Annotated in this window: 15 protein-coding genes; 8 read left to right on the top strand and 7 right to left on the bottom strand. The window is 63.5% G+C overall.

What is annotated here, in order from left to right; translation table 11 throughout:
• Positions 1 to 480: 480 nt before the first annotated feature.
• The gene (locus OU994_RS08140; protein ID WP_281611602.1) at positions 481 to 1,311 is read right to left on the bottom strand and encodes an alpha/beta fold hydrolase; all 831 of its coding nucleotides are present in this window, start codon (positions 1,309 to 1,311) and stop codon (positions 481 to 483) included.
• 516 nt (positions 1,312 to 1,827) lie between these two features.
• Here OU994_RS08140 and OU994_RS08135 point away from each other — a divergent pair.
• Positions 1,828 to 4,206, top strand: coding sequence for a TonB-dependent receptor (locus OU994_RS08135; protein ID WP_281610342.1), 2,379 nt, complete (start codon positions 1,828 to 1,830; stop codon positions 4,204 to 4,206).
• A 121-nt stretch (positions 4,207 to 4,327) separates the two neighbouring features.
• A complete protein-coding gene (locus tag OU994_RS08130) occupies positions 4,328 to 5,278 on the top strand; it encodes an alpha/beta fold hydrolase (RefSeq protein WP_281610341.1) in 951 nt (316 codons plus the stop codon).
• Between the two features lie 172 nt (positions 5,279 to 5,450).
• Here the strand turns inward: OU994_RS08130 and OU994_RS08125 are convergent, their stop codons facing one another.
• Together OU994_RS08125 and OU994_RS08120 are read right to left on the bottom strand one after the other, a co-directional pair.
• Positions 5,451 to 5,828 carry a hypothetical protein gene (locus OU994_RS08125; protein WP_281610340.1) on the bottom strand — a complete coding sequence of 126 codons (378 nt, stop codon included), beginning with the start codon at positions 5,826 to 5,828 and terminating at the stop codon, positions 5,451 to 5,453.
• A 226-nt stretch (positions 5,829 to 6,054) separates the two neighbouring features.
• Positions 6,055 to 6,945 carry a LysR family transcriptional regulator gene (locus OU994_RS08120; RefSeq protein ID WP_281610339.1) on the bottom strand — a complete coding sequence of 297 codons (891 nt, stop codon included), beginning with the start codon at positions 6,943 to 6,945 and terminating at the stop codon, positions 6,055 to 6,057.
• 104 nt (positions 6,946 to 7,049) lie between these two features.
• Between OU994_RS08120 and OU994_RS08115 the strand changes: the two genes are divergently transcribed.
• From OU994_RS08115 to OU994_RS08105, 3 genes are all read left to right on the top strand, one after another.
• The gene (locus tag OU994_RS08115; RefSeq protein ID WP_281610338.1) at positions 7,050 to 7,919 is read left to right on the top strand and encodes an SDR family oxidoreductase; all 870 of its coding nucleotides are present in this window, start codon (positions 7,050 to 7,052) and stop codon (positions 7,917 to 7,919) included.
• Positions 7,920 to 7,942: 23 nt separating this feature from the next.
• Positions 7,943 to 8,416: an AtaL-like protein gene (locus tag OU994_RS08110; protein WP_281610337.1), complete on the top strand. Its 474-nt coding sequence runs from the start codon at positions 7,943 to 7,945 to the stop codon at positions 8,414 to 8,416.
• Positions 8,417 to 8,688: 272 nt separating this feature from the next.
• Complete coding sequence (locus OU994_RS08105; protein ID WP_281610336.1) at positions 8,689 to 9,615, top strand: hypothetical protein; 927 nt, start codon at positions 8,689 to 8,691, stop codon at positions 9,613 to 9,615.
• A gap of 78 nt (positions 9,616 to 9,693) precedes the next feature.
• Here the strand turns inward: OU994_RS08105 and OU994_RS08100 are convergent, their stop codons facing one another.
• Positions 9,694 to 10,179: a DUF4265 domain-containing protein gene (locus tag OU994_RS08100; protein ID WP_281610335.1), complete on the bottom strand. Its 486-nt coding sequence runs from the start codon at positions 10,177 to 10,179 to the stop codon at positions 9,694 to 9,696.
• A 185-nt stretch (positions 10,180 to 10,364) separates the two neighbouring features.
• Here OU994_RS08100 and OU994_RS08095 point away from each other — a divergent pair, with 185 nt between their 5' ends.
• A complete protein-coding gene (locus tag OU994_RS08095) occupies positions 10,365 to 11,447 on the top strand; it encodes a putative zinc-binding metallopeptidase (RefSeq protein WP_281610334.1) in 1,083 nt (360 codons plus the stop codon).
• Here the strand turns inward: OU994_RS08095 and OU994_RS08090 are convergent.
• The 3 genes from OU994_RS08090 to OU994_RS08080 form a co-directional block, all read right to left on the bottom strand.
• Positions 11,430 to 12,224: a transglutaminase family protein gene (locus OU994_RS08090; protein WP_281610333.1), complete on the bottom strand. Its 795-nt coding sequence runs from the start codon at positions 12,222 to 12,224 to the stop codon at positions 11,430 to 11,432. The two genes, OU994_RS08095 and OU994_RS08090, sit on opposite strands and share 18 nt — an antisense overlap.
• Positions 12,225 to 12,352: 128 nt before the next feature.
• Complete coding sequence (locus OU994_RS08085) at positions 12,353 to 13,306, bottom strand: alpha-E domain-containing protein (protein WP_281610332.1); 954 nt, start codon at positions 13,304 to 13,306, stop codon at positions 12,353 to 12,355.
• Between the two features lies 1 nt (position 13,307).
• A complete protein-coding gene (locus OU994_RS08080) occupies positions 13,308 to 14,720 on the bottom strand; it encodes a circularly permuted type 2 ATP-grasp protein (protein WP_281610331.1) in 1,413 nt (470 codons plus the stop codon).
• Between the two features lie 326 nt (positions 14,721 to 15,046).
• Between OU994_RS08080 and OU994_RS08075 the strand changes: the two genes are divergently transcribed.
• Together OU994_RS08075 and OU994_RS08070 are read left to right on the top strand one after the other, a co-directional pair.
• Complete coding sequence (locus tag OU994_RS08075) at positions 15,047 to 16,183, top strand: IS481 family transposase (RefSeq protein ID WP_281608087.1); 1,137 nt, start codon at positions 15,047 to 15,049, stop codon at positions 16,181 to 16,183.
• A gap of 212 nt (positions 16,184 to 16,395) precedes the next feature.
• Entirely contained in the window at positions 16,396 to 19,788 is a 3,393-nt protein-coding gene (locus OU994_RS08070; RefSeq protein WP_281610330.1) for a DUF2126 domain-containing protein, read from the top strand.
• Position 19,789: the final 1 nt, after the last annotated feature.

Genomic DNA, 19,789 nt, shown 5'->3' with positions numbered 1-19,789 from the left:
GCTTGAATCCAATTCTGTAGAGAGTTGGAGGAGACAGGTGAATCATCCCATTTTCGCGGCCGGCATGCCAATTGATTGTTGGGATAGTGCTCATCACCGCGGTGAATGATTGAAAGCGATTCAAGTATTTGGCGTGTTTTCGGCATTCGTTTTCCCGCCTGCCATGCGCTGACGAGGGTCCCGGCCAGTGCGCATTCGACAGCCAGCCGATCGGCCGGTCAACGCGATAATAAGATTTCCGCTACCTGCGCCGGACGCACAAAAAAAATGGCCGGCGCATCGCGCCGGCCAAAATCCAATTCTGTGAAGAGTTGGAGGAGACAGGTGCATCATTTCATTTTATCGACCGGCTTGCCAATTGATTGTTCGGATAGCCATCATCACCGCGGCGAATAATTAAACATAAATCATGCTGAAAGCGATTGATCCCCGCGGTGCTTTTCGACCAGGTCCGATGAACGGTTGCCCGGTGCCGATGGCTCAACCCTTGATGAAGGCGAGGATGTCCGCGTTGATCACGTCCGCATGCGTGGTCGGCATGCCGTGCGGGTAGCCCTTGTAGGTCTTCAGGGTGCCGTTCTTCAGCAGCTTGGCGGACAGTGGACCGGAATCGGCGTAAGGCACGATCTGGTCATCGTCGCCGTGCTGCACCAGCACGGGCAGCGAGATCTTCTTCAGGTCTTCGGTGAAATCGGTCTGCGAGAACGCCACCACGCCGTCGTAGTGCGCCTTCGCGCCGCCCATCATGCCTTGCCGCCACCAGTTCTGGATCACGCCTTCCTGCGGCTTCACGCCCGGCCGGTTGAAGCCGTAGAACGGGCCGGATGGCAGGTCGCGGTAGAACTGCGCGCGGTTCGTGGCGACCTGCTGCTGGATGCCGTCGAACACGTCCTTCGGCAGGCCGCCCGGGTTGGAGGCCGACTTGACCATCAGTGGCGGCACCGCGGCGATCAGCACCGCCTTGGCGGCACGCGACTCGCCATGGCGCGCCAGGTAGCGCACCACTTCCCCGCCGCCGGTGGAGTGGCCGACGTGGATCGCGCCCTTCAGGTCCAGGTGCTTGACCACGGCGGCCAGGTCGTCGGCATAGTGATCCATGTCGTGGCCCGTGGCGACCTGGCTCGAACGGCCATGGCCGCGGCGGTCGTGGGCGACGACGCGGAAGCCCTGCGCCACGAAGAACATCATCTGCGCATCCCAGTCGTCGGAACTGAGCGGCCAGCCATGCGAGAACACGATCGGCGTGCCGCTGCCCCAGTCTTTATAGAAGATCTCGACCCCATCCTTGGTGGTGACAGTGCTCGTTACCATGCGTGATTTTCCTTTCGTGGTGGGTTGCGCGCCCGCTGCGGCGTGCGCGGGTGCGATGGTGCTCATCCAGGCCAGCGGCAATGCCGCCGCGCTGCCGCCGGCAAGCAGGATGTGCCGGCGCTTCTGGTCGATGTTCTTGTCTTCGGTTGTCATCTGTGTGGTCCCTGTTCTGGTGTGCGGCTGCCTGCCCGGTGGCTTGCGTTGCCGCTGGTTCGATTGGCTTGCGCCGCGATCGCCAATGCCATCATTGTCCTCGGGAAGGCCCGGGCCCGGCAGCTACCAAAGGTATAGGCGGCCATATGGCCGGAAGGGGGTGGAGGCGGGCCGGGACGGTTCCAGTTTTCCGCGATGCGGGTGACGGCGGATCAGGGCTGGCCGCGCCGGGCCGACTGTCGCGCCGATCCGACAATGTTTCAAAAGTTAAATTATTGCAAAGCTGATTGCTTACAATGACCCGGCGGCCGCCCGCGCGGCCGCGCCCTGTCGCCCTCTCTCCAGCCACATAAAAACATGCCCATGAAAATTCGCCCGCCTGTCGTGTTGCGCCGTTCCGTTGTCGCCATGTGTATCCATGCGGCGCTCTATCCCCAGATGGCGGCTGCGCAGCAGGCAGCGCAGGAGGTAGCCCAGGACAGCCAGATCGAAGTCGTCACGGTCACGGCGCAAAAGCGCAGGGAAGATCCGGCCAAGGTGGCCATGAGCATTTCCGCCATCAGCGGCTCGCAGCTGCAGTCGCAGCACGTCAACGACATCACCGACCTCACGCGCGTGGTGCCCAACATCTCGTTCACCGCGGCCACCGGCAACGGCGGCGCCGGCCCGGGCACGTCGAACATCGAAGTGCGCGGCATCAGTTCGGGCGCCGGCGCGGCCACGGTCGGCATCTACCTGGGCGACGTGTCGCTCACGGTCGGCAATGTGTACACCATGGGCGCGGTGGAACCGAAGTTCTTCGACATCGACCGCGTGGAAGTGCTGCGCGGACCGCAGGCCACGCTGTACGGCGCCAGCTCGATGGGCGGCACCATCAAGTTCGTGCCGAACGAGCCGGACCTGCAGGAGCGCGCATTCGAGACCTATGCCGAAACGTCTTCCCTGCGCGGCGGCGGCATGAATTATTCCGCATCGGCCGTGGCCAACCTGCCGCTGGTCGCCAACGAGCTGGCGCTGCGCGTCGGCGTGCAGGCCCAGCGCGCCGGCGGCTTCATCGACCAGGTCGACGGCGACGGCGCCGTGCTGGCGAAGGACATCAACCGGGTCGACGACCAGGAAGTGCGCGTGGCGCTGAAGTGGAAACCGTCCGCCAGGCTGACGGTGTCGCCGTCGGTGTACTACCAGAAGGTGGATGCCAAGGATATCTCGGCCTTCAACATCGAACTGCCCGAGTGGCAGGCGCAGAAGCAGATCCGCGAACCGTCGAAGGACATCCTGCAAACGGCCACGGTGCTGGTCAACTGGGACCTGGGCTGGGCCGACCTCACCTCGAGCACCAGCCATTTCAAGCGCAAGTTCGACCGCACCCAGAACGGCTCGGCCTACAACAGCTATTCGCTGTCGACCTTCCTCACCTCGACGGAAGACGGCGGCACGGCGCCGCCCGAACTGATCGAGGCCATCGCCGCCCTGCCCTCCGCCGTTCTGCTCAACAACCGGGTGCGGCAGGTGTCGCAGGAACTGCGCCTGGCGTCGCGCCCGTACATCGCGGACAAATACGGCCAGGCCCTGTCGCCATGGACGTGGCTGGCCGGCCTCTACGTATCGAACCAGCACACCAACATCAACGAGAACGACCCGATCTTCGGCGTCAACGACACGTTCGCGCAGTTCGGCTTCAGCAGCGCCGACCCGGACCTGCTGCCGGACGCCCGGCCGAACGCCTTCCCGAACGATAACGCCTTCATGGGCATCTTCCACTATCACGAGAAGCAAAGCTCGGTGTTCGGCGAAGCGAACTACTACTTCACGCCGACCCTGCACGTGACGGTGGGCGCGCGCTACCTGAAGGGCACCTCCACGCTCGACCAGCAGAACGGCCTGTACCTGGCGGGCGCCGGCAACAACAGCAGCGCGCGCCTCTCGTCGCACGCCTTCATGCCGAAATATGCGGTGACCTGGGAAGTCGATCCCGCCCACACCGTCTACGGCACCGTGGCCAAGGGCTTCCGGCTGGGCGGCTCGAACGTGTTCGTGCCACCCACCACCTGCGGGCCCGACCTGGAAGCGAACGGGCTTGCCGAAGGCCCGGCCACCTACGCGCCGGACAGCCTGTGGAACTACGAGATGGGCAGCAAGTCGCGCTTCCTGAACAACCGGCTGTCGCTGAATGCCGCGCTGTTCTACGCGAAGTGGAAGAACATCCAGCAAGGCGTGTACCTGCCGACCTGCACGTACACCTATAACGCCAACGCCGGCAATGCCGTCAGCAAGGGCGTCGAGATCGACATCAAGGCCAAGCCCCTGCCCGGCCTCACGCTGGGCGCGGCCGGCGGCTACGTGAATGCCGAACTGTCGAACGACGAAGGCATCCAGAACGGCGTGATCGGCGCTGTGCGCGGCGCCAAAGTGCAGGGGGTACCGAAGTACAACGCCTCGGTGACCGCCCAGTACAACTTCGCGGTGGGCGGCAGCATGAGCGGCTTCGTTGCCGGTGGGGTGCAGTGGGTGGGACCGAGCAAGGGCTCGCTCAATCCGGAACTGATCGACTACGAACGGCCTTCGTATCACACCGCCGACCTGAGTGGCGGGCTGGCGTTCTCGCGCTACAAGCTGAGTGTGTTCGTGAAGAACGTGCTGGATGACGATACCGTGATCCAGCATCCGCAGGTGGCGTCGATCGTGCAGGGGTATCGGGTGGCGCCGCGGAGTATCGGGGTGAGTTTGGCGGCGAAGTTTTGAGAGAGTGACTGCAGCGCAGGCTGCCTGGCCCGGATCAACCGCCGCTTGTTCAGCAGCCTGCATGCCTCTTCCGAAAGCGCCGGAGCCAGGTACGCCCGGCGCTTTCCTACTGGAGAACTCGATGAAAGAGTTTCACCACATTTCACAAGCCGACTGCGCGGAGGTCGTGGAAGGCCCAACTCCGGCGGCATTGCCGGTCGTTCGCTACAAGACGGCGAACATCGATGGCGTGGAGGTGTTCTACCGCGAAGCCGGGCCGGTGGGCGCGCCGGTCCTGCTGCTCCTGCACGGGTTTCCAACGTCTTCCCACATGTTCCGCAACCTCATTCCCGTGCTGGCGAAACGCTACCACGTGATCGCGCCCGATTATCCCGGCTTTGGCCAGAGCGGCGTGCCCGACCGGTCCGCGTTCGCGTACACCTTCGCCAACCTGGCGACCATCGTCGACAAGCTGACGGTCTTGCTGGGCGCGATGAAGTACAGCATGTACCTGATGGACTACGGCGCACCGATCGGCTATCGGCTCGCGCTCGCGCACCCCGACCGTATCCAGGCACTGGTCATCCAGAACGGGAATGCCTATGACGAGGGCATCGCGGGCGCATTCTGGGATCCGTTCAAGGCTTATTGGGCGGATGGATCGCAAGCCAGCCGCGAGGCGCTCGCCCGCTTCGTCACGCTGGAAACGACCAGGCTTCATTACATGGATGGCATGAGCGATATCGCCCGCGTCAGCCCCGACAGCTGGATGATCGACCAGGCCTTGCTCGACCGGCCCGGCATCCGCGAGATCCACCTCGACCTGTTTCACGACTATGGCAGCAACGTCGCGCTGTATCCGGAATTCCAGGCCTTCTTCCGGCGCTGCAAGCCGCCCGCGCTGATCCTGTGGGGGAAGAACGATCCGATTTTTCCGGAAGCGGGGGCGCACCCTTACCTGCGCGACCTGCCCAGGGCGGAACTGCATGTTCTCGAGACGGGGCACTATGCGCTGGAGGACAAGTTCAATGCGATGGTGCCGCTGATCGGCGATTTTTTGGAGCGGAACTCGTGGGGGCGGTATCGGTCTTGAGGGTGGTGCCTCGCGGCCCACGGGAGTGGACCGGGCTTGTTGTGATGAGTGCCGCCAGTTCGTCCAGCGTCCCCTTTGAAATAGCCACCCTCAGGACATCGAGGAAGGCCGGCACATTGCACTGAGCAGCTGGAGATGATCGAGTTGTTACCTATCGTTCAGGGCTATCGATCTAACAAATCGACCCATTCATTGATTTCCCATTCCGCACGTCGATTCCTATATAACATTCGTAACCGTCTACCTTGGTGTACGTGCAGTTGAGATCACCTCTCCGTCTTTCACGATAGCCCCCATCCGAACTGCACGCATCCTTCAAGTCCGGACCAATTTCGTGAAAGAGATCTTTCGCCAGCGCCCCAGTCAACATGAGCGAGATCTTGCGATCTCTCGGGGTTGGTGGTGTCATCTCACCCAGCGTTCCACCATACATGTAGTAGTCACCTTTCAGCGGATACGCGCCGAATCGCACCTCTTCCTTTTTACCTTCAGCATTGGAAGCTGGAGAAAATGCGAGCGCGATCGCAATGATCATAGCTTGGGCATGCATACAGTCTCCCGGATTTGAATGTGGATACGGTCATCATGGCCATTCATGTATCGGACACGTTCTAGTACCTTGCTCACTTCGTCATCATTGAAGCTCGGATGCCGCACGTATGGATGAAGCAGTCCGTTTTGATGGTACCGCTGATCGGCGATTTCCTGGAGCGGAATTCGTGGCGGCGGTATCGGTCCTGAACGTGATGCCTCGCGACGCACGCGCGCACCGGGCTTCATCCAATAAACGCCGCCAGCTCGTCCGGCGTCCCCTTCGGAAAAGCCTCCCTCAGGAAATCGAGAAACGCGGCCACCCTGGCGCTCAGCAACCGGCGGCTCGGATAGAGCGCCCACAGTTCGATGGCGGGGCCTTCCACGTCGCCCCAATGCACCAGCCTGCCAGCCGCCAGGTCGCCGCTCACGAGCGATATGGGCAGGCGCCCGGCGCCGACGCCGGCTCGCACCGCGTCGCGCACCATCACCAGCGACGACAGCGCCAGCACCGGATCGATCGCGATACTGCTCCTGCCCGCCGTGCCAGCCACTTCCCATGCCGCAGTCCGGTCGCCCGCGCCGCGCACCACGGCGGGCACCGGTGAACCATCCGCTGGCCGGGCCAGGCCAGGCGATGCCACGACCACCAGCCGGTCACGCAGCAGGATGCGGCCGACCAGGTTTTCATCCCGCGCCGGATTGACGCGGATGACCAGGTCGTAGCCCTCTTCCACCATGTCCACGGAGCGGTCTTCCGTGGTGACCTCGACGCGCACTTCCGGATACTTCAGCGCGAACCCCGCCGCCAGGCGTCCCATCGCCGTCTGCGAGAACAGCAGCGGCGCGCTGATGCGCAAGCGGCCGCGCGGCCGGTCGCCGCCCGATGCGATGGCGGCCGCCGTTTCGTCGATCTCGGTGAGCAAGGCGCCCGTGCGCTCGAACAGCGCCCTGCCCTCCTGCGTGAGCTTCAACGTGCGCGCGCCCCGCTCGAACAGACGCAGTTCCAGGCTGCCTTCCAGTTCCGCCACGCGGCGCGACAGCGTGGCCTTCGGGCGTCCGGTGGCGCGGGCGGCGCGGCCGAAGCCACCGTGGCGGGCAACGAGATTGAAATCGGCAAGGGCAAGCAAGTCCATATGTGTTCCACCAGTGAGACAGTCCATCCAACTATACCGTCTATCGGACCGCCTGTGGAATACCTACCATGGGAACCGTCATCTACCACTACGGAGCAAACATCATGACCATCCTCGTTACCGGTGCCACGGGCACTGTCGGCCGCAACGTCGTCGAACAACTCGCCCGCCGCGGCGCCAGCGTGCGGGCGCTCGTCCGCGATCCTTCCAAGGCCAGCTTCCCCGCCGGCGTGACTGTCGTACAAGGCGACCTGCTCGATGTGGACTCGCTGCACGGCGCCTTCGAAGGCGTCTCCACACTGTTCCTCCTCAACGCTGTGGTGCCGGACGAATTCACCCAGGCACTGGTGGCGCTGAACGTGGCCCGCGCCGCGGGTGTGAAGCGCGTGGTCTACCTGTCGGTGATCCACAGCGACGTGTACGTGAACGTGCCGCATTTCGCCGGCAAGTTCGGCGTCGAGCGGATGCTGGAACACATGGGCTTCCAGGCCACCGTGCTGCGGCCCGCCTATTTCATCGACAACGATCTCACCGTGAAGGATGCGGTGCTGGGCCATGGCGTGTATCCGATGCCGGTCGGCGCCAAGGGGCTGGCGATGATCGATGCGCGCGACATCGGCGAGATCGCCGCCATCGAGCTGCTGCGGCGCGAACGCTCCGACGTGGCACTGCCGTTCGAGCGCATCAACCTCGTCGGACCGGACACGCTGACCGGCCCGGAGATCGCCGGCATCTGGAGCGAGGTACTGGGTCGGCCCGTGGGCTATGGCGGCGACGATACCGCCGCATTCGAGCGGAACCTGCGGAACTTCATGCCGGGGTGGATGGCGTTCGACATGCGCCTGATGGCCGAGCGCTTCATCAGCGACGGCATGCTGCCCGGCGCCGGGGATGTGGAGCGCTTGACAGAGATGCTGGGCCGGCCGCTGCGCTCCTACCGTGAGTTCGCTGCTGGCGTGGCCGCCGCGGTCTGACCCTTTTTCCCGAGGAGATCAGCATGATTTATTCGACTGCGACCGTGCCCGTGAATCCAGAAGGCGCGGCGCCGCTGACGCGTGCGCAAGCATGGGCCGGGCTGGTATCGAAGGCCCGGGATGCGCGCCTGTTCCTGCCGCCCGGTTTGTGCACCCGCTGCGATGTCGTCGAGGAGAGCGCGACGCATCTCGTGCGCGAGGCCGTCATTGCCGGGGAAGCTTTACGGGAGATCATCAGCTTCGAGCCCATGGCGAAGGTATCGTTCTTCCAGGCCAGCGGGCCGCGCGAAGGCGTGATCGTCAACGAGCTGTTCGAGGATGGAAACGGCGCGTTGCACTTGCAGTTCTACTGCTACCTGGGGTTGCGGGGGAAGGAACCCGGTGGGACGGAAGAACAGGCCGAGCAGGCCTGGATGGATAGCGACAAGGGCTATCGGACCGCTTTGCTGTCGACGTTGCAGAGGACTCGGGAACTGGCTGGGGAAGGACGGCTTTGATGCTGGTGTTGGCAGGGGGCGCGGCTCCTGCCTGCTCATCTAGTGGTGGCTTGGCATCCGATGCCGGGCGCGCTGCAGCGGAAACCACGGCAAATCCATGCTTCGAGATTTTCTTTTGGCAATCATTTTTGCTAATATGAAAAATATCTGAACCACAGCTGCGACATCGCTTGTCGGTCCGGCCCGTATGCTGGCACGAACGCATACGAGCATCACTGTCCATTTTTCGAGGCGCCTATCGCGCCACCCGCCATCCACCAGGAACAAACCCAATGCACCCACAACACCCCACCCTCTACCAGCAAGTAGGCAACCTGCCCGACGAATCGCAGCGCAAGCGCCGCATCCGCTTCCACCAAGGCTGGTGGCGCACCTTCGTGCTGGCCGAGCCGGCCGGCGCCCACCCGCTGCGCGCCGGCGAAACCGTCTGCAATGTGCTGGATGGCGGCGAGATCTCGAAGAAGAACCTGTTCGGCCCAGGCACCGTGGCCGCCGTGGAAGCAACGCTGGCCGCGCGCAGCAAGGCATCGGGTGGCCTGATCGACCAGCGCCGCCTGTTCAACAACCTGCTCTCCAGCCAGCCGCTGGTGTTCAACTTCTTCGGTCCGCTGCAGCAGGACCTGGGGCTGGCGACCAGGGTGGTCCAGGCGCTGTTCCCCGGCGTCGACGAAGTGACGGCCATCCTGTTCGAATATGCGCCGGACCAATGGATCGACAATTCCGCCTTCGACGTGGCGCTGGAGATCACGTCGCAGGGCCGCAGCGGCCTGCTCGGACTGGAGTGCAAGTTCACCGAGCCATTCTCGCCAACGGAATACAAGAACGATGACTACCGCAAGCTGGCAACGGCATGCGAGGCGTTCACCGTGCCATACGAAGCCTGCATCAAGCCGGAATTCAACCAGCTGTTCCGCAACCAGCTCATCGCCGAACATCAGGTGAGCGAGAAAAAGAAGTACGCGTTCCGGATGACGGGCCTGTTCTGCGAGCCCGGCGATGACAGCGCCATCGCCACCGGCAAGGCGTTCCGGTCCATGCTCAGGGACGGCGACAGCTCGTTCCACGTCGTCACCTACACGGCCTTCATCGAGGCATTGCAGCGGCTGGAACTGACGTGGGAGCAGCGCGAGTGGAGCATGATGCTGTGGGCTCGCTACTGCGCGCTGGGGCTCAGCGCCGGCGCCTACAGCGAGCGATAAAGATGAATAGCGGCGGTTATCGAGCCGCCGGTTGCTCCGAACGTCGGCCTTTGCAAACAAGGCCGCCGCGACCAGGCCTCACTGCCACCAATCCAGCAGCGTCTCATCCTCCGCATCGTCGAAGTTCTTGTAGACGTTCGCGAAATACCACGGAACGCCCGTCCTCGCGGTGAATCCGTCGAAGACCTCGCAGATACTGGCCATCCCTGCGGAAGCCGGGACCGACAGCGCCAGGTTGCCGCGATAGCTGCCGTCCAGCGTGCCATGCAGTTTCTCGCCGACGTTTTCCCGAAGTTCCGCGACATGCCCCGCGGCGAGTTCGTCGGCATAGATCTGGATACAGAAGTTGCCGCCGCGCCGCACCACCGTGGCCGGTGCCGTGCCGCTTTTGATTTCCACGATATCGCCCCGCGCAAGGTTCAGCGCCAGCCCGGGCGATGACAGCAACTCATACTGGTTGCCGCCGAGGCTCTGTGCCGGTATCTCTTCGCATACCGGCCCGTTTTCCCGCATCGCCACGAACAGCGCGATCAGTGTCGTCCCATCTTCGTCCACATGGTGCATGACAGCTTCCCCTTCAGTTAAGGCATTCCATCGCCAAGCTGGCCATGGGTGCCAACGCCGAGCTTACAGGATGCGCGACCCCGCGCACGATATGAGGCGTTGTCCGACACGACCGAAACGCAACAGCATTTACTGCTAGATTGTCAATATCCGCAATTCAACCTCATTCGTATCGGTCCTGTCCCATGAAAACGTTCCATTGCGACAAATGCTCGCAACAAGTCTTCTTTGAGAACACCCTGTGCTTCAACTGCGACAGCACGCTGGGCTACCAGCCCGCCACGCGAAGCATCAACAGTTTCGAGGAAACCGAGGATGGCCACTGGCGCAGCCTGAACCGCATCGACGAAGGCAAGCTGTATAAAAAATGCGGCAACTATGTCGAGCACAACGTCTGCAACTGGATGCTGCCCGCGGACGATCCCCACGAGCTGTGCGCGTCGTGCCAGCTGACCGTCGTGATTCCGGCTCTGTCGTCGGAGAAGAACCACGTATTGTGGGCCCGGCTTGAAACCGCCAAGCGCCGCCTGCTGTTCTCACTGGCCACGCTGAACCTCACGCCCGCTTCAAAAGAAGAGGAACCGGAAACGGGCCTGGCGTTCCAGTTCCTGGAAGACGGCGTCACCGACCAGTGCGTGATGACCGGCCATGCCAACGGGGTCATCACCCTGAACATCGCCGAAGCCGATCCCGCCGAACGCGAACGCACGCGCGAGCAGATGCATGAACGCTACCGCACCCTGCTGGGGCACTTCCGCCACGAAAGCGGGCATTATTATTTCGACCGGCTGGTCGTCGACAGCGAATTCATCGACGGCTTCCGCGCCCTGTTCGGCGACGAGCGCCAGGATTACGGCGAAAGCCTGAAGCGCCACTACGCCGAAGGCCCCGTGGAAGACTGGGAGTCGCGCTTCGTGAGCAGCTACGCCAGCTCGCACCCGTGGGAAGACTGGGCGGAAACCTGGGCCCACTACCTGCACATGATGGACACGCTGGAAACGGCGCACGCCTGCGGCCTGTCGCTGCATCCGACCAAACCGCTCGAACCGTCGCTGGACATCACCGCGCCGCCCACCAAGGTTGCCTCGTTCGAGGACACCCTGAGCGACTGGTTCGCCCTCACCTACGTGCTCAACAGCCTGAACCGCAGCATCGGCATGCCCGATTCGTATCCGTTTAAACTCAGCACGCCGGTGCTGGAAAAGCTGGAGTTCGTGCACAAGGTGGTGCGTGCCCAGCGGCCGCGCGCCTCAAAGCGCCCCATCTAGGAGATCGACGGACACCTCCATGTCCTGGCGTTCCAGCGGCGGCCCGAACTGGCTGAAAATCGCCACGTTGGCGGCGTCGTGGCCGCGGGCGATCGTCACGCGGCCGCCGCGCGGGCCCGCCTGGGTCGGATCGAAGGTGTACCAGCGCCCGCCCACGTAAGCCTCGAACCATGCGTGCAAGTCCATTGGTTGCAGTCCGTGCAGGTAGCCGGCCACGATGCGCGCCGGGATGCACAGGCTGCGGCACAAGGCGATGCCCAGGTGCGCCAGGTCGCGGCAGACACCCTCGCGCCGCTCGTTGACGTCGGACGCCGCCATGTGGCTGTAGGGCGATGCCGGATTGAAGCGCACCGAGTCGCGCACCCATTCGGTGATGCGGGCCACCTGGTCGTATCCGGGCGCGGCGCCGGCAACGATCTCGGTGGCCATGTCCAGGAACAGCTCGGATTCGCAGTAGCGGCTTGGCAGCAGGTAAGTGAGCACCTCGTCCGGCAAATGCTGCACTTCGACGAACGGCGCCCCGGGTGCAACCTCGATCGTCGCAGCTGTCATCACGTCGGCCGAGGTGTAGATCGAAAATGCCCCGGGCGGCGCCACCAGGCGCTGGCACAGGTTGCCGTAGGCATCGGCAAATTCCACCGCCGGCACGCCGGGGGCGAGGTTATAGCTTTGATGCGCCACCCACTGGTTTGCGTCGCTGCGGGGGCGCAGGATCAGGATGAACGGCGTCGGCTCGGCAAGGATGAAACTCAGGTTGCAACGGGTGCGCAACAACATGTCGGGCTCGCTTTCACTTGTCGGCATAAGCGCACCAATAAGGCGCGAGAGTTGCAAATATTACCATTTTGGTGCGGTGCGTCATGTTCTGGTGCAGAAGTGTGACATCCCGCAGGCAGGCCGACACCTCAAGCGTGGTCCTCCGCCGGCACCAGGAAATCGCTGCCGATGCCGTTGCCGATTTCCTCGATCGACGCCAGGAACGACGTCAGGAAATCATGCAGGCCTTCTTCCAGGATGTCGTCGATCACCGCCAGCCGCACCTTTGCATGCAGCTTGCCGGCCAGCCGCTCGGTTTCCTGCGACACCTCGTTGCTGATTTCCTGCAGGTTCGCCACCACGGCGGCCATGCAGGCCACCAGGGAGCGCGGCATCTTCTCTTCCAGGATCAGCAGCGCGGCCACGCGCGACGGCGTGATGGCATCGCGATAGACCTTGCGGTACGTTTCAAACGCGGACACGGAGCGCAGCAGCGCCGCCAGGTAATAGAACTCGCCCTGCGGCCCCGCCTTGATCGCATCGGAATCGAGGAAGCGGAATTTCACGTCGAGGATGCGCGCCGTGTTGTCGGCCCGCTCCAGGAAGGTGCCGAGGCGGATGAAGTTGAACGCCCCATCCTGGAACATGGTGCCCAGCGTGACCCCGCGCGACAGGTGCGAGCGGTGTTTCACCCACTCCAGGAACTGGCCGGGGTGCGATTCGAACATGCGGCTCCTGAGATGCTGCTGCAGCTCGATCCAGGTGGTGTTCTCGGTTTCCCACACTTCGGTGGTGAGGGTGCCGCGCACGGCCCGGGCATTCTCGCGCGCCGCGGTCAGGCAACTGGCGATCGAGGAAGGATTGTCCGGATCGCGCACCATGAAGTCGATGACCTCCTTCTGGGTCAGCGCGGAATACTTGGCATCGAACTGCTGTTCCAATTCCGAGACACCCAACATGGTGCGCCAGCCCTGCTGGGCGGCCAGCGCCGTTTGCGGCATCAGCGAATACTGCACGCGCACGTCGAGCATGCGGGCCGTGTTTTCCGCCCGTTCGGTGTAGCGGGCCATCCAGAACAAATGATCTGCGGTGCGGCTCAACATGTCAGTTCTCCAGTATCCAGGTGTCCTTGGTGCCGCCGCCCTGCGACGAATTCACCACCAGCGAGCCTTCGCGCAGCGCCACGCGGGTCAGCCCGCCCGGCACCATCGTCACCGTCTTGCCCGACAGGACGAACGGGCGCAAATCGATATGCCGCGGCGCGACGCCCGACTCCACATAGGTCGGGCAGGCCGACAGCGCCAGCGTGGGCTGGGCGATGTAGCCCGCCGGGTTGGCCACCAGCCGCTCGCGGAACGCCTCGATCTCGGCGCTCGTCGCGGCCGGGCCGACCAGCATGCCGTAGCCGCCGGCCCCGTGCACTTCCTTGACCACCAGCTCCGGCAGGTTCGCCAGCGTATACGCCAGGTCGTCCTTCTTCCTGCACTGGTAGGTGGGCACGTTGTTGAGGATCGGCTTCTCGCCGAGATAAAACTCGATCATGTCCGGCACGAACGGGTAGATCGACTTGTCGTCGGCCACGCCGGTGCCGATGGCGTTGGCCAGGCCCACCCGGCCGGCGCGCACCACGTCCATCAGGCCGGGCACGCCCAGCGTGGACTCGGGGCGGAATGCGCGGGGATCGAGGTAGTCGTCGTCGATGCGGCGGTAGATGACGTCGACCTTCCGCGCGCCACGCGTGGTGCGCATGTAGACGGTTTCATTCTTCACGTACAAGTCCTGCCCCTGCACCAGCGAGACGCCCATCTGCTGGGCCAGGAAAGCGTGCTCGAAATAGGCTGAATTGTGCATGCCGGGCGTAAGCACCACCACGGTCGGATCGGCGCTGTCGTACGGCGCCACGGTGCGCAGGTTGTCGAGCAGCAGGTCGGGATAATGGTCGACCGGCGCCACCCGGTTGCTGGCGAACAGCGCGGGGAACAGCCGCATCATCATCTTGCGGTTTTCCAGCATGTAGGAGACGCCGGACGGTACCCGCAGGTTGTCTTCCAGGACGTAGAACTCGCCCTCGCCGGCCCGCACGATATCGACGCCGGCGATGTGCGCGTAGATGCTGGCGGGGACGTCGATGCCCTGCATGGCCGGGCGGTACTGGGCGTTGTTCAACACCTGCTCGCGCGGTATGACGCCCGCCTTGAGGATTTCCTGGTCGTGATAGACATCGTGCAGGAAGCGGTTCAGCGCCGTCACCCGCTGCACCAGGCCGGCCTGCAGCGTGGCCCATTCGGCGGCGTGGATCACGCGCGGGATGATATCGAACGGGATCAGCCGCTCCTTGCCGGCCGTGTCGCCATACACGGCGAACGTGATGCCCACGCGCTGGAAGATGAGCTCCGCTTCGGTGCGCTTCTGGTCGATCAGGCCGGGTGGCTGCTCCGCCAGCCACTGGGCGAACGCCTGGTAGTGGGGGCGCACGCTGGCCTCGGTGGAATACATTTCGTCGTAAAAGTTCGGCATCGAATTCCTCCTCGTAGCCAAAGTGCTATCAAGAAACGTGCCAGGGTTCAGATGTCGGATGCAATGCTTGCGGTCGAGCCGCAGGGGTCTGTCCCCGGTAAGTGATTGCATCAGTGCTCGCCATTAGCTTCGTTAGAGGACTGACCCCGGTTTTTGCCAGCATTCCCGGAACACTTTAAAAAGCCGGGGACAGTCTCCTTGCACCCAAGTGCGAAATCCGGGGTCAGACCCGGCGGGTGTTTTGTCGGGACACATGGGTAACATCTGTCGGGAGACATAGGTAACACCTTTTATGATCATTGCACATCCATTAACGGGAGCGTGCAATGCCTTGGAAGGAGTCCACCTCTATGTCATCCCGACTGGAATTCGTGCTGCTCGTACTGAGCGCTTCGGCAAACATCGCTGAGCTTTGCCGCCGATTTGGCATCAGCCGCAAGACTGCTTACAAGTGGTTGGAGCGTTATCATGCTGAAGGCGAAGGGGGCCTGCAGGATCGCTCACGGCAGCCGCATTGTTCGCCCTGCACCGCTGACGGTGAGCTTGAGATGCAAGTTCTGGCGTTGCATTTTGAGTACCCGTACTGGGGAGCTCGCAAGCTTTGCGCGCTACTGCCGGATACGGTCAAGCGGCCCCATCACAGCACCGTTCATGCGATCTTGCAGCGCCATGAGTGCCAGGTTCTTGGCGTGCCGATTAGTCAGAGCGTCGTGTTCAAGCGCTTTGAGCATGAGTTGCCCAATGACCTTTGGCAGATGGACTTCAAAGGACACTTTGCACTGACAGACACAGCTGCGGGTCGGTGTCATCCGCTGACAATTTTAGATGACCACTCGCGATTTAGCCTATGTATCGCTGCTTGCGGTAACGAACGCTACGCCACTGTGCGCACGGCATTGCAGTCGACATTTGAGCGTTACGGAATGCCTGCTCGCTTCACCGCCGACAACGGCCCGCCATGGGGCAGCACAGGTCTCATCGGACTGACAAAGCTTGAGGTATGGCTGGCACGGCTGGGTATTGCTGTGGGCCACAGCAGGCCAAACCATCCGCAGACTCAAGGTAAGGATGAGCGTTTCCATCGAACCTTGAAACTTGAGGTAATAGGGCGAAGAGGCTACGGCTCGCTTGCTCAGTGTCAGAGCGCGTTCGATGCTTGGCGCGAGATCTATAACGCTGTACGACCTCACCAATCGCTCAATCAGCAGCCACCGATTAGCAGGTACCGGTGTAGCGGCAGGTCCTTTCCATCGGTCCTGCCACCTGTCGAATACCTCCCCGATGACCAGATCAGGAAGGTCGACAAGAACGGCTACCTCTCCTACGGCCATCACCGCTACTTCGTCGGCGAAGGCCTGCATGCTGAATCTGTGGCGATCCGTCCAACTTGCACCGACGGTCTACTGGAGGTCTTCTTCTGCAAACATAAAGTTCGGGAGATAGACCTCCAGAATCCGTCGTAACATAGGTCCATGATGTGTAACCCATGTCTCCCGACATGTGTTACCTATGTCCCCCGACCATACACCCGGCGGGTCTGACCCCAGCACTCTGCCGTTGGGGTGAAAACACGAGTAGCCGTTGGTTTCAGCACCATCCAACAGTTGCATTTATAGCAGGTACGAATCATGCTTCATCACCCCCACATCGCGCCCATTTCGAAAGGCAGTCCCGCATGGCTATCCGTATCGCGCTGCACCACAAGACCAGTTACCGCTATGACCGCCCGGTCGGCCTCTCCCCCCATGAAGTGCGCCTGCGCCCGGCGCCCCATGCGCGCACGCCGATCCTGTCCTACTCGCTGACGGTGCAACCGCAGGAGCACTTCATCAACTGGCAGCAGGACCCGTACGGCAACTACATCGGCCGCTTTGTGTTCCCCGAAAAATCGGACACGCTCGACTTCACGGTCGACCTGGTGGCCGACATGACCGTCATCAACCCGTTCGACTTCTTCGTCGAGAAGTACGCGGAAACCTTCCCGTTCGCCTACCCGCCGCAACTCACGGCCGAACTGAGCGCCTACCTGCAGACGGAACCCTCCAGCCCGCTGGTGATGGAATGGGTAACGGCGGCCCGCCGCGACCTGCTGGGCAAGCCGATGGGCACCAACGATTTCCTGGTGGCCGTCAACCAGCGCCTGCAGCGCGACATCGCCTACCTGCTGCGCATGGAACCCGGCGTGCAGGCGCCCGATGAAACGCTGCAGAAGCGCTCCGGCTCGTGCCGCGACACCGGCTGGCTGTTGGTGCAGATCCTGCGCGAGATGGGGCTGGCGGCGCGTTTCGTGTCCGGCTACCTGATCCAGCTGCGCGCCGACCAGGAAGCGCTCGACGGCCCCAGCGGCACCGACGTCGACTTTACGGACCTGCACGCATGGACCGAGGTGTACATCCCCGGCGCCGGCTGGATCGGGCTCGATCCCACGTCCGGCATGCTGGCCAGCGAGGGCCACATCCCGCTGGCCTGTACGGCACTGCCGTCGTCCGCGGCCCCGGTCTCGGGTTACACGGACAAGGCCGAAGTCACCTTCTTCCACGAGATGACGATCACGCGCATCCACGAAGACCCGCGCGTGACGAAACCGTACACCGAGGCGGACTGGCAGAAGATCGACCGCCTCGGCCAGCAGGTCGATGCGGACCTGAAGCGGCAGGACGTGCGCCTGACCCAGGGCGGCGAACCCACCTTCGTGTCGATCGACGACATGGACGGCCCCGAATGGAACACCCTGGCCCACGGCGACAAGAAGCGCGAGCTGGCGGGCAACCTGATGCACCGCCTGAAGAACCACTTTGCGCCGGGCGGCATGCTGCACTACGGCCAGGGCAAGTGGTACCCGGGCGAACCACTGCCGCGCTGGGCCCTCAACATCTACTGGCGCATCGACGGCCAGCCGATGTGGCTCGACGCCACGCTGTTCTCGGACGAACACCTCGACGATGGCTATGGCCCCGACGATGCCGGCCGCTTCACCGCCGAACTGGTGAAGTCCCTCGCCCTGCCCGCCAACAGCGCCATCCCGGCCTACGAGGACGTGCTGCTGCAAGCCCAGCGCGAACAGGCACTGCCGCGCAACCTCGATCCTCTGGACGCCGACCTCACCGCGCCGGAAGAGCGCCGCCGCCTGGCCCGCCTGCTGGAACGCGGCTTGGGCGAGGTGGCCGGCTACGTGCTGCCGCTGAAGGCGAAGGATTACGATCCGTCGACGCTGGGCACCGTGTGGCAAACATCGCCATGGCCGATCCGGCGCGAGAACCTGTACCTGATCGAAGGCGATTCGCCGATCGGCCTGCGCCTGCCGCTGGCCACGCTGCCGTGGGTGCTGCCGGAAGAACGCGAACCGGAATTCGATGTCGACCCGTTCGCGTCACGCTCCGCCCTTCCGGCCGAGGAACGCAAGAAGGAAAAGGAAAAGCGGCCGATCCTGGGCCTGGCCGCCAGCAAGGCGGGGGACAAGCCGACCGCGAAGGCAGGAAGGCCGGTCGTCGAACCCATCCGGCCCATCAAGCCGGCCGAACCGGCCGAGCCGGCACCGCGCGACGTGATCCACACCGCGCTGTGCGTCGAAGTGCGCGCCGGCCGCCTGTACGTGTTCATGCCGCCTATTAAACGCATCGAGGATTACCTGGCGCTGGTGAGCGCCGTCGAACGCACCGCCGCCAAGCTGGCGATGAAGCTGCGCATCGAAGGCTACGCACCGCCGCGCGACCCGCGAATAAAACTGCTCAGCGTAACGCCCGATCCGGGCGTGATCGAGGTGAACATCCACCCGGCGGCCAGCTGGAACGAACTGGTTTATAACGTGTCGACCCTGTACCAGGAAGCCCGCCTGACGCGGCTGGGCACCGAGAAATTCATGCTCGACGGCCGCCACACCGGCACCGGCGGCGGCAACCACGCCACCCTGGGCGGCGCCACCGCCGAAGACAGCCCGATGCTGCGCCGGCCAGACCTGCTGAAAAGCCTGATCACCTACTGGCAGAACCACCCCGCCCTGTCGTACCTGTTCTCGGGCACGTTTATCGGGCCGACCAGCCAGGCGCCGCGCGTGGACGAAGCGCGCGACGACAACCTGTATGAACTGGCGATCGCCTTCCAGCAAATGGACCAGGTGCTGCCGACGTTGCACGAAGGCGACAAGCCGTGGATCGTCGACCGCCTGCTGCGCAACCTGCTGGTGGACCTGACGGGCAACACGCACCGCGCCGAATTCTCCATCGACAAGCTGTACTCGCCGGACGGCCCCACCGGCCGCCTGGGCCTGGTGGAATTCCGCGCCTTCGAGATGCCGCCACACGAGCGCATGAGCCTTTTGCAAATGTTGCTGCTGCGCGCCCTCGTCGCGCGCTTCTGGCGCGAACCGTACCAGGCCAAGCTGGTGAACTGGGGCGTGGCGCTGCACGACCGCTGGATGCTGCCGCATTTCGTCGCCCAGGATATCCGCGACGTGGCCCGCGACCTGCGCGCGCACGGCTATGAATTCGAGGACCACTGGTTCGAGCCGTTCATCGAATTCCGCTTCCCCCGCTTCGGCACCGTGGTCTACGAAGGCGTGGAAATGGAGCTGCGCCAGGCGATCGAGCCGTGGAACGTGCTGGGCGAGGAAGTCAGCGCGGGCGGCACCGCGCGCTATGTCGATTCGTCCGTGGAGCGGATGCAGCTGCTGGTGCGCGGGCTGACCAACGGCCGCCACGTGATCGCCTGCAATGGCCGCATGTTGCCATTGCACCCCACCGGCATTCCGGGCGAGTATGTGGCAGGGGTGCGCTTCCGCGCCTGGAGCCCGTGGTCGGCGCTGCACCCGACCATCCGCGTGCAGGCGCCGCTCACCTTCGACCTGGTCGACACCTGGAGCGGGCGCGCGATCGGCGGTTGCACCTATCACGTGGTGCATCCGGGCGGGCGCAACGAAGTGGGTTCGCCGGTGAACGCCAACGCCGCCGAGGCACGCCGTTTCGCGCGCTTCTGGCCGCACGGCCACACACCGGGGCCGATGACTGTGCGAAAAGAGGAACGGAATCCCAGCTTCCCGATGACATTGGATTTGCGCTGGCAGGCAGATTGAT

The sequence above is a fragment of the Pseudoduganella sp. SL102 genome, assembly GCF_027856995.1.
Classification (GTDB): Bacteria; Pseudomonadota; Gammaproteobacteria; order Burkholderiales; family Burkholderiaceae_D; genus Rugamonas; species Rugamonas albidiflava.
The sequence above is the reverse complement of the archived record's forward strand: the minus strand, read 5'-3'. Positions and strand labels throughout refer to the sequence as shown.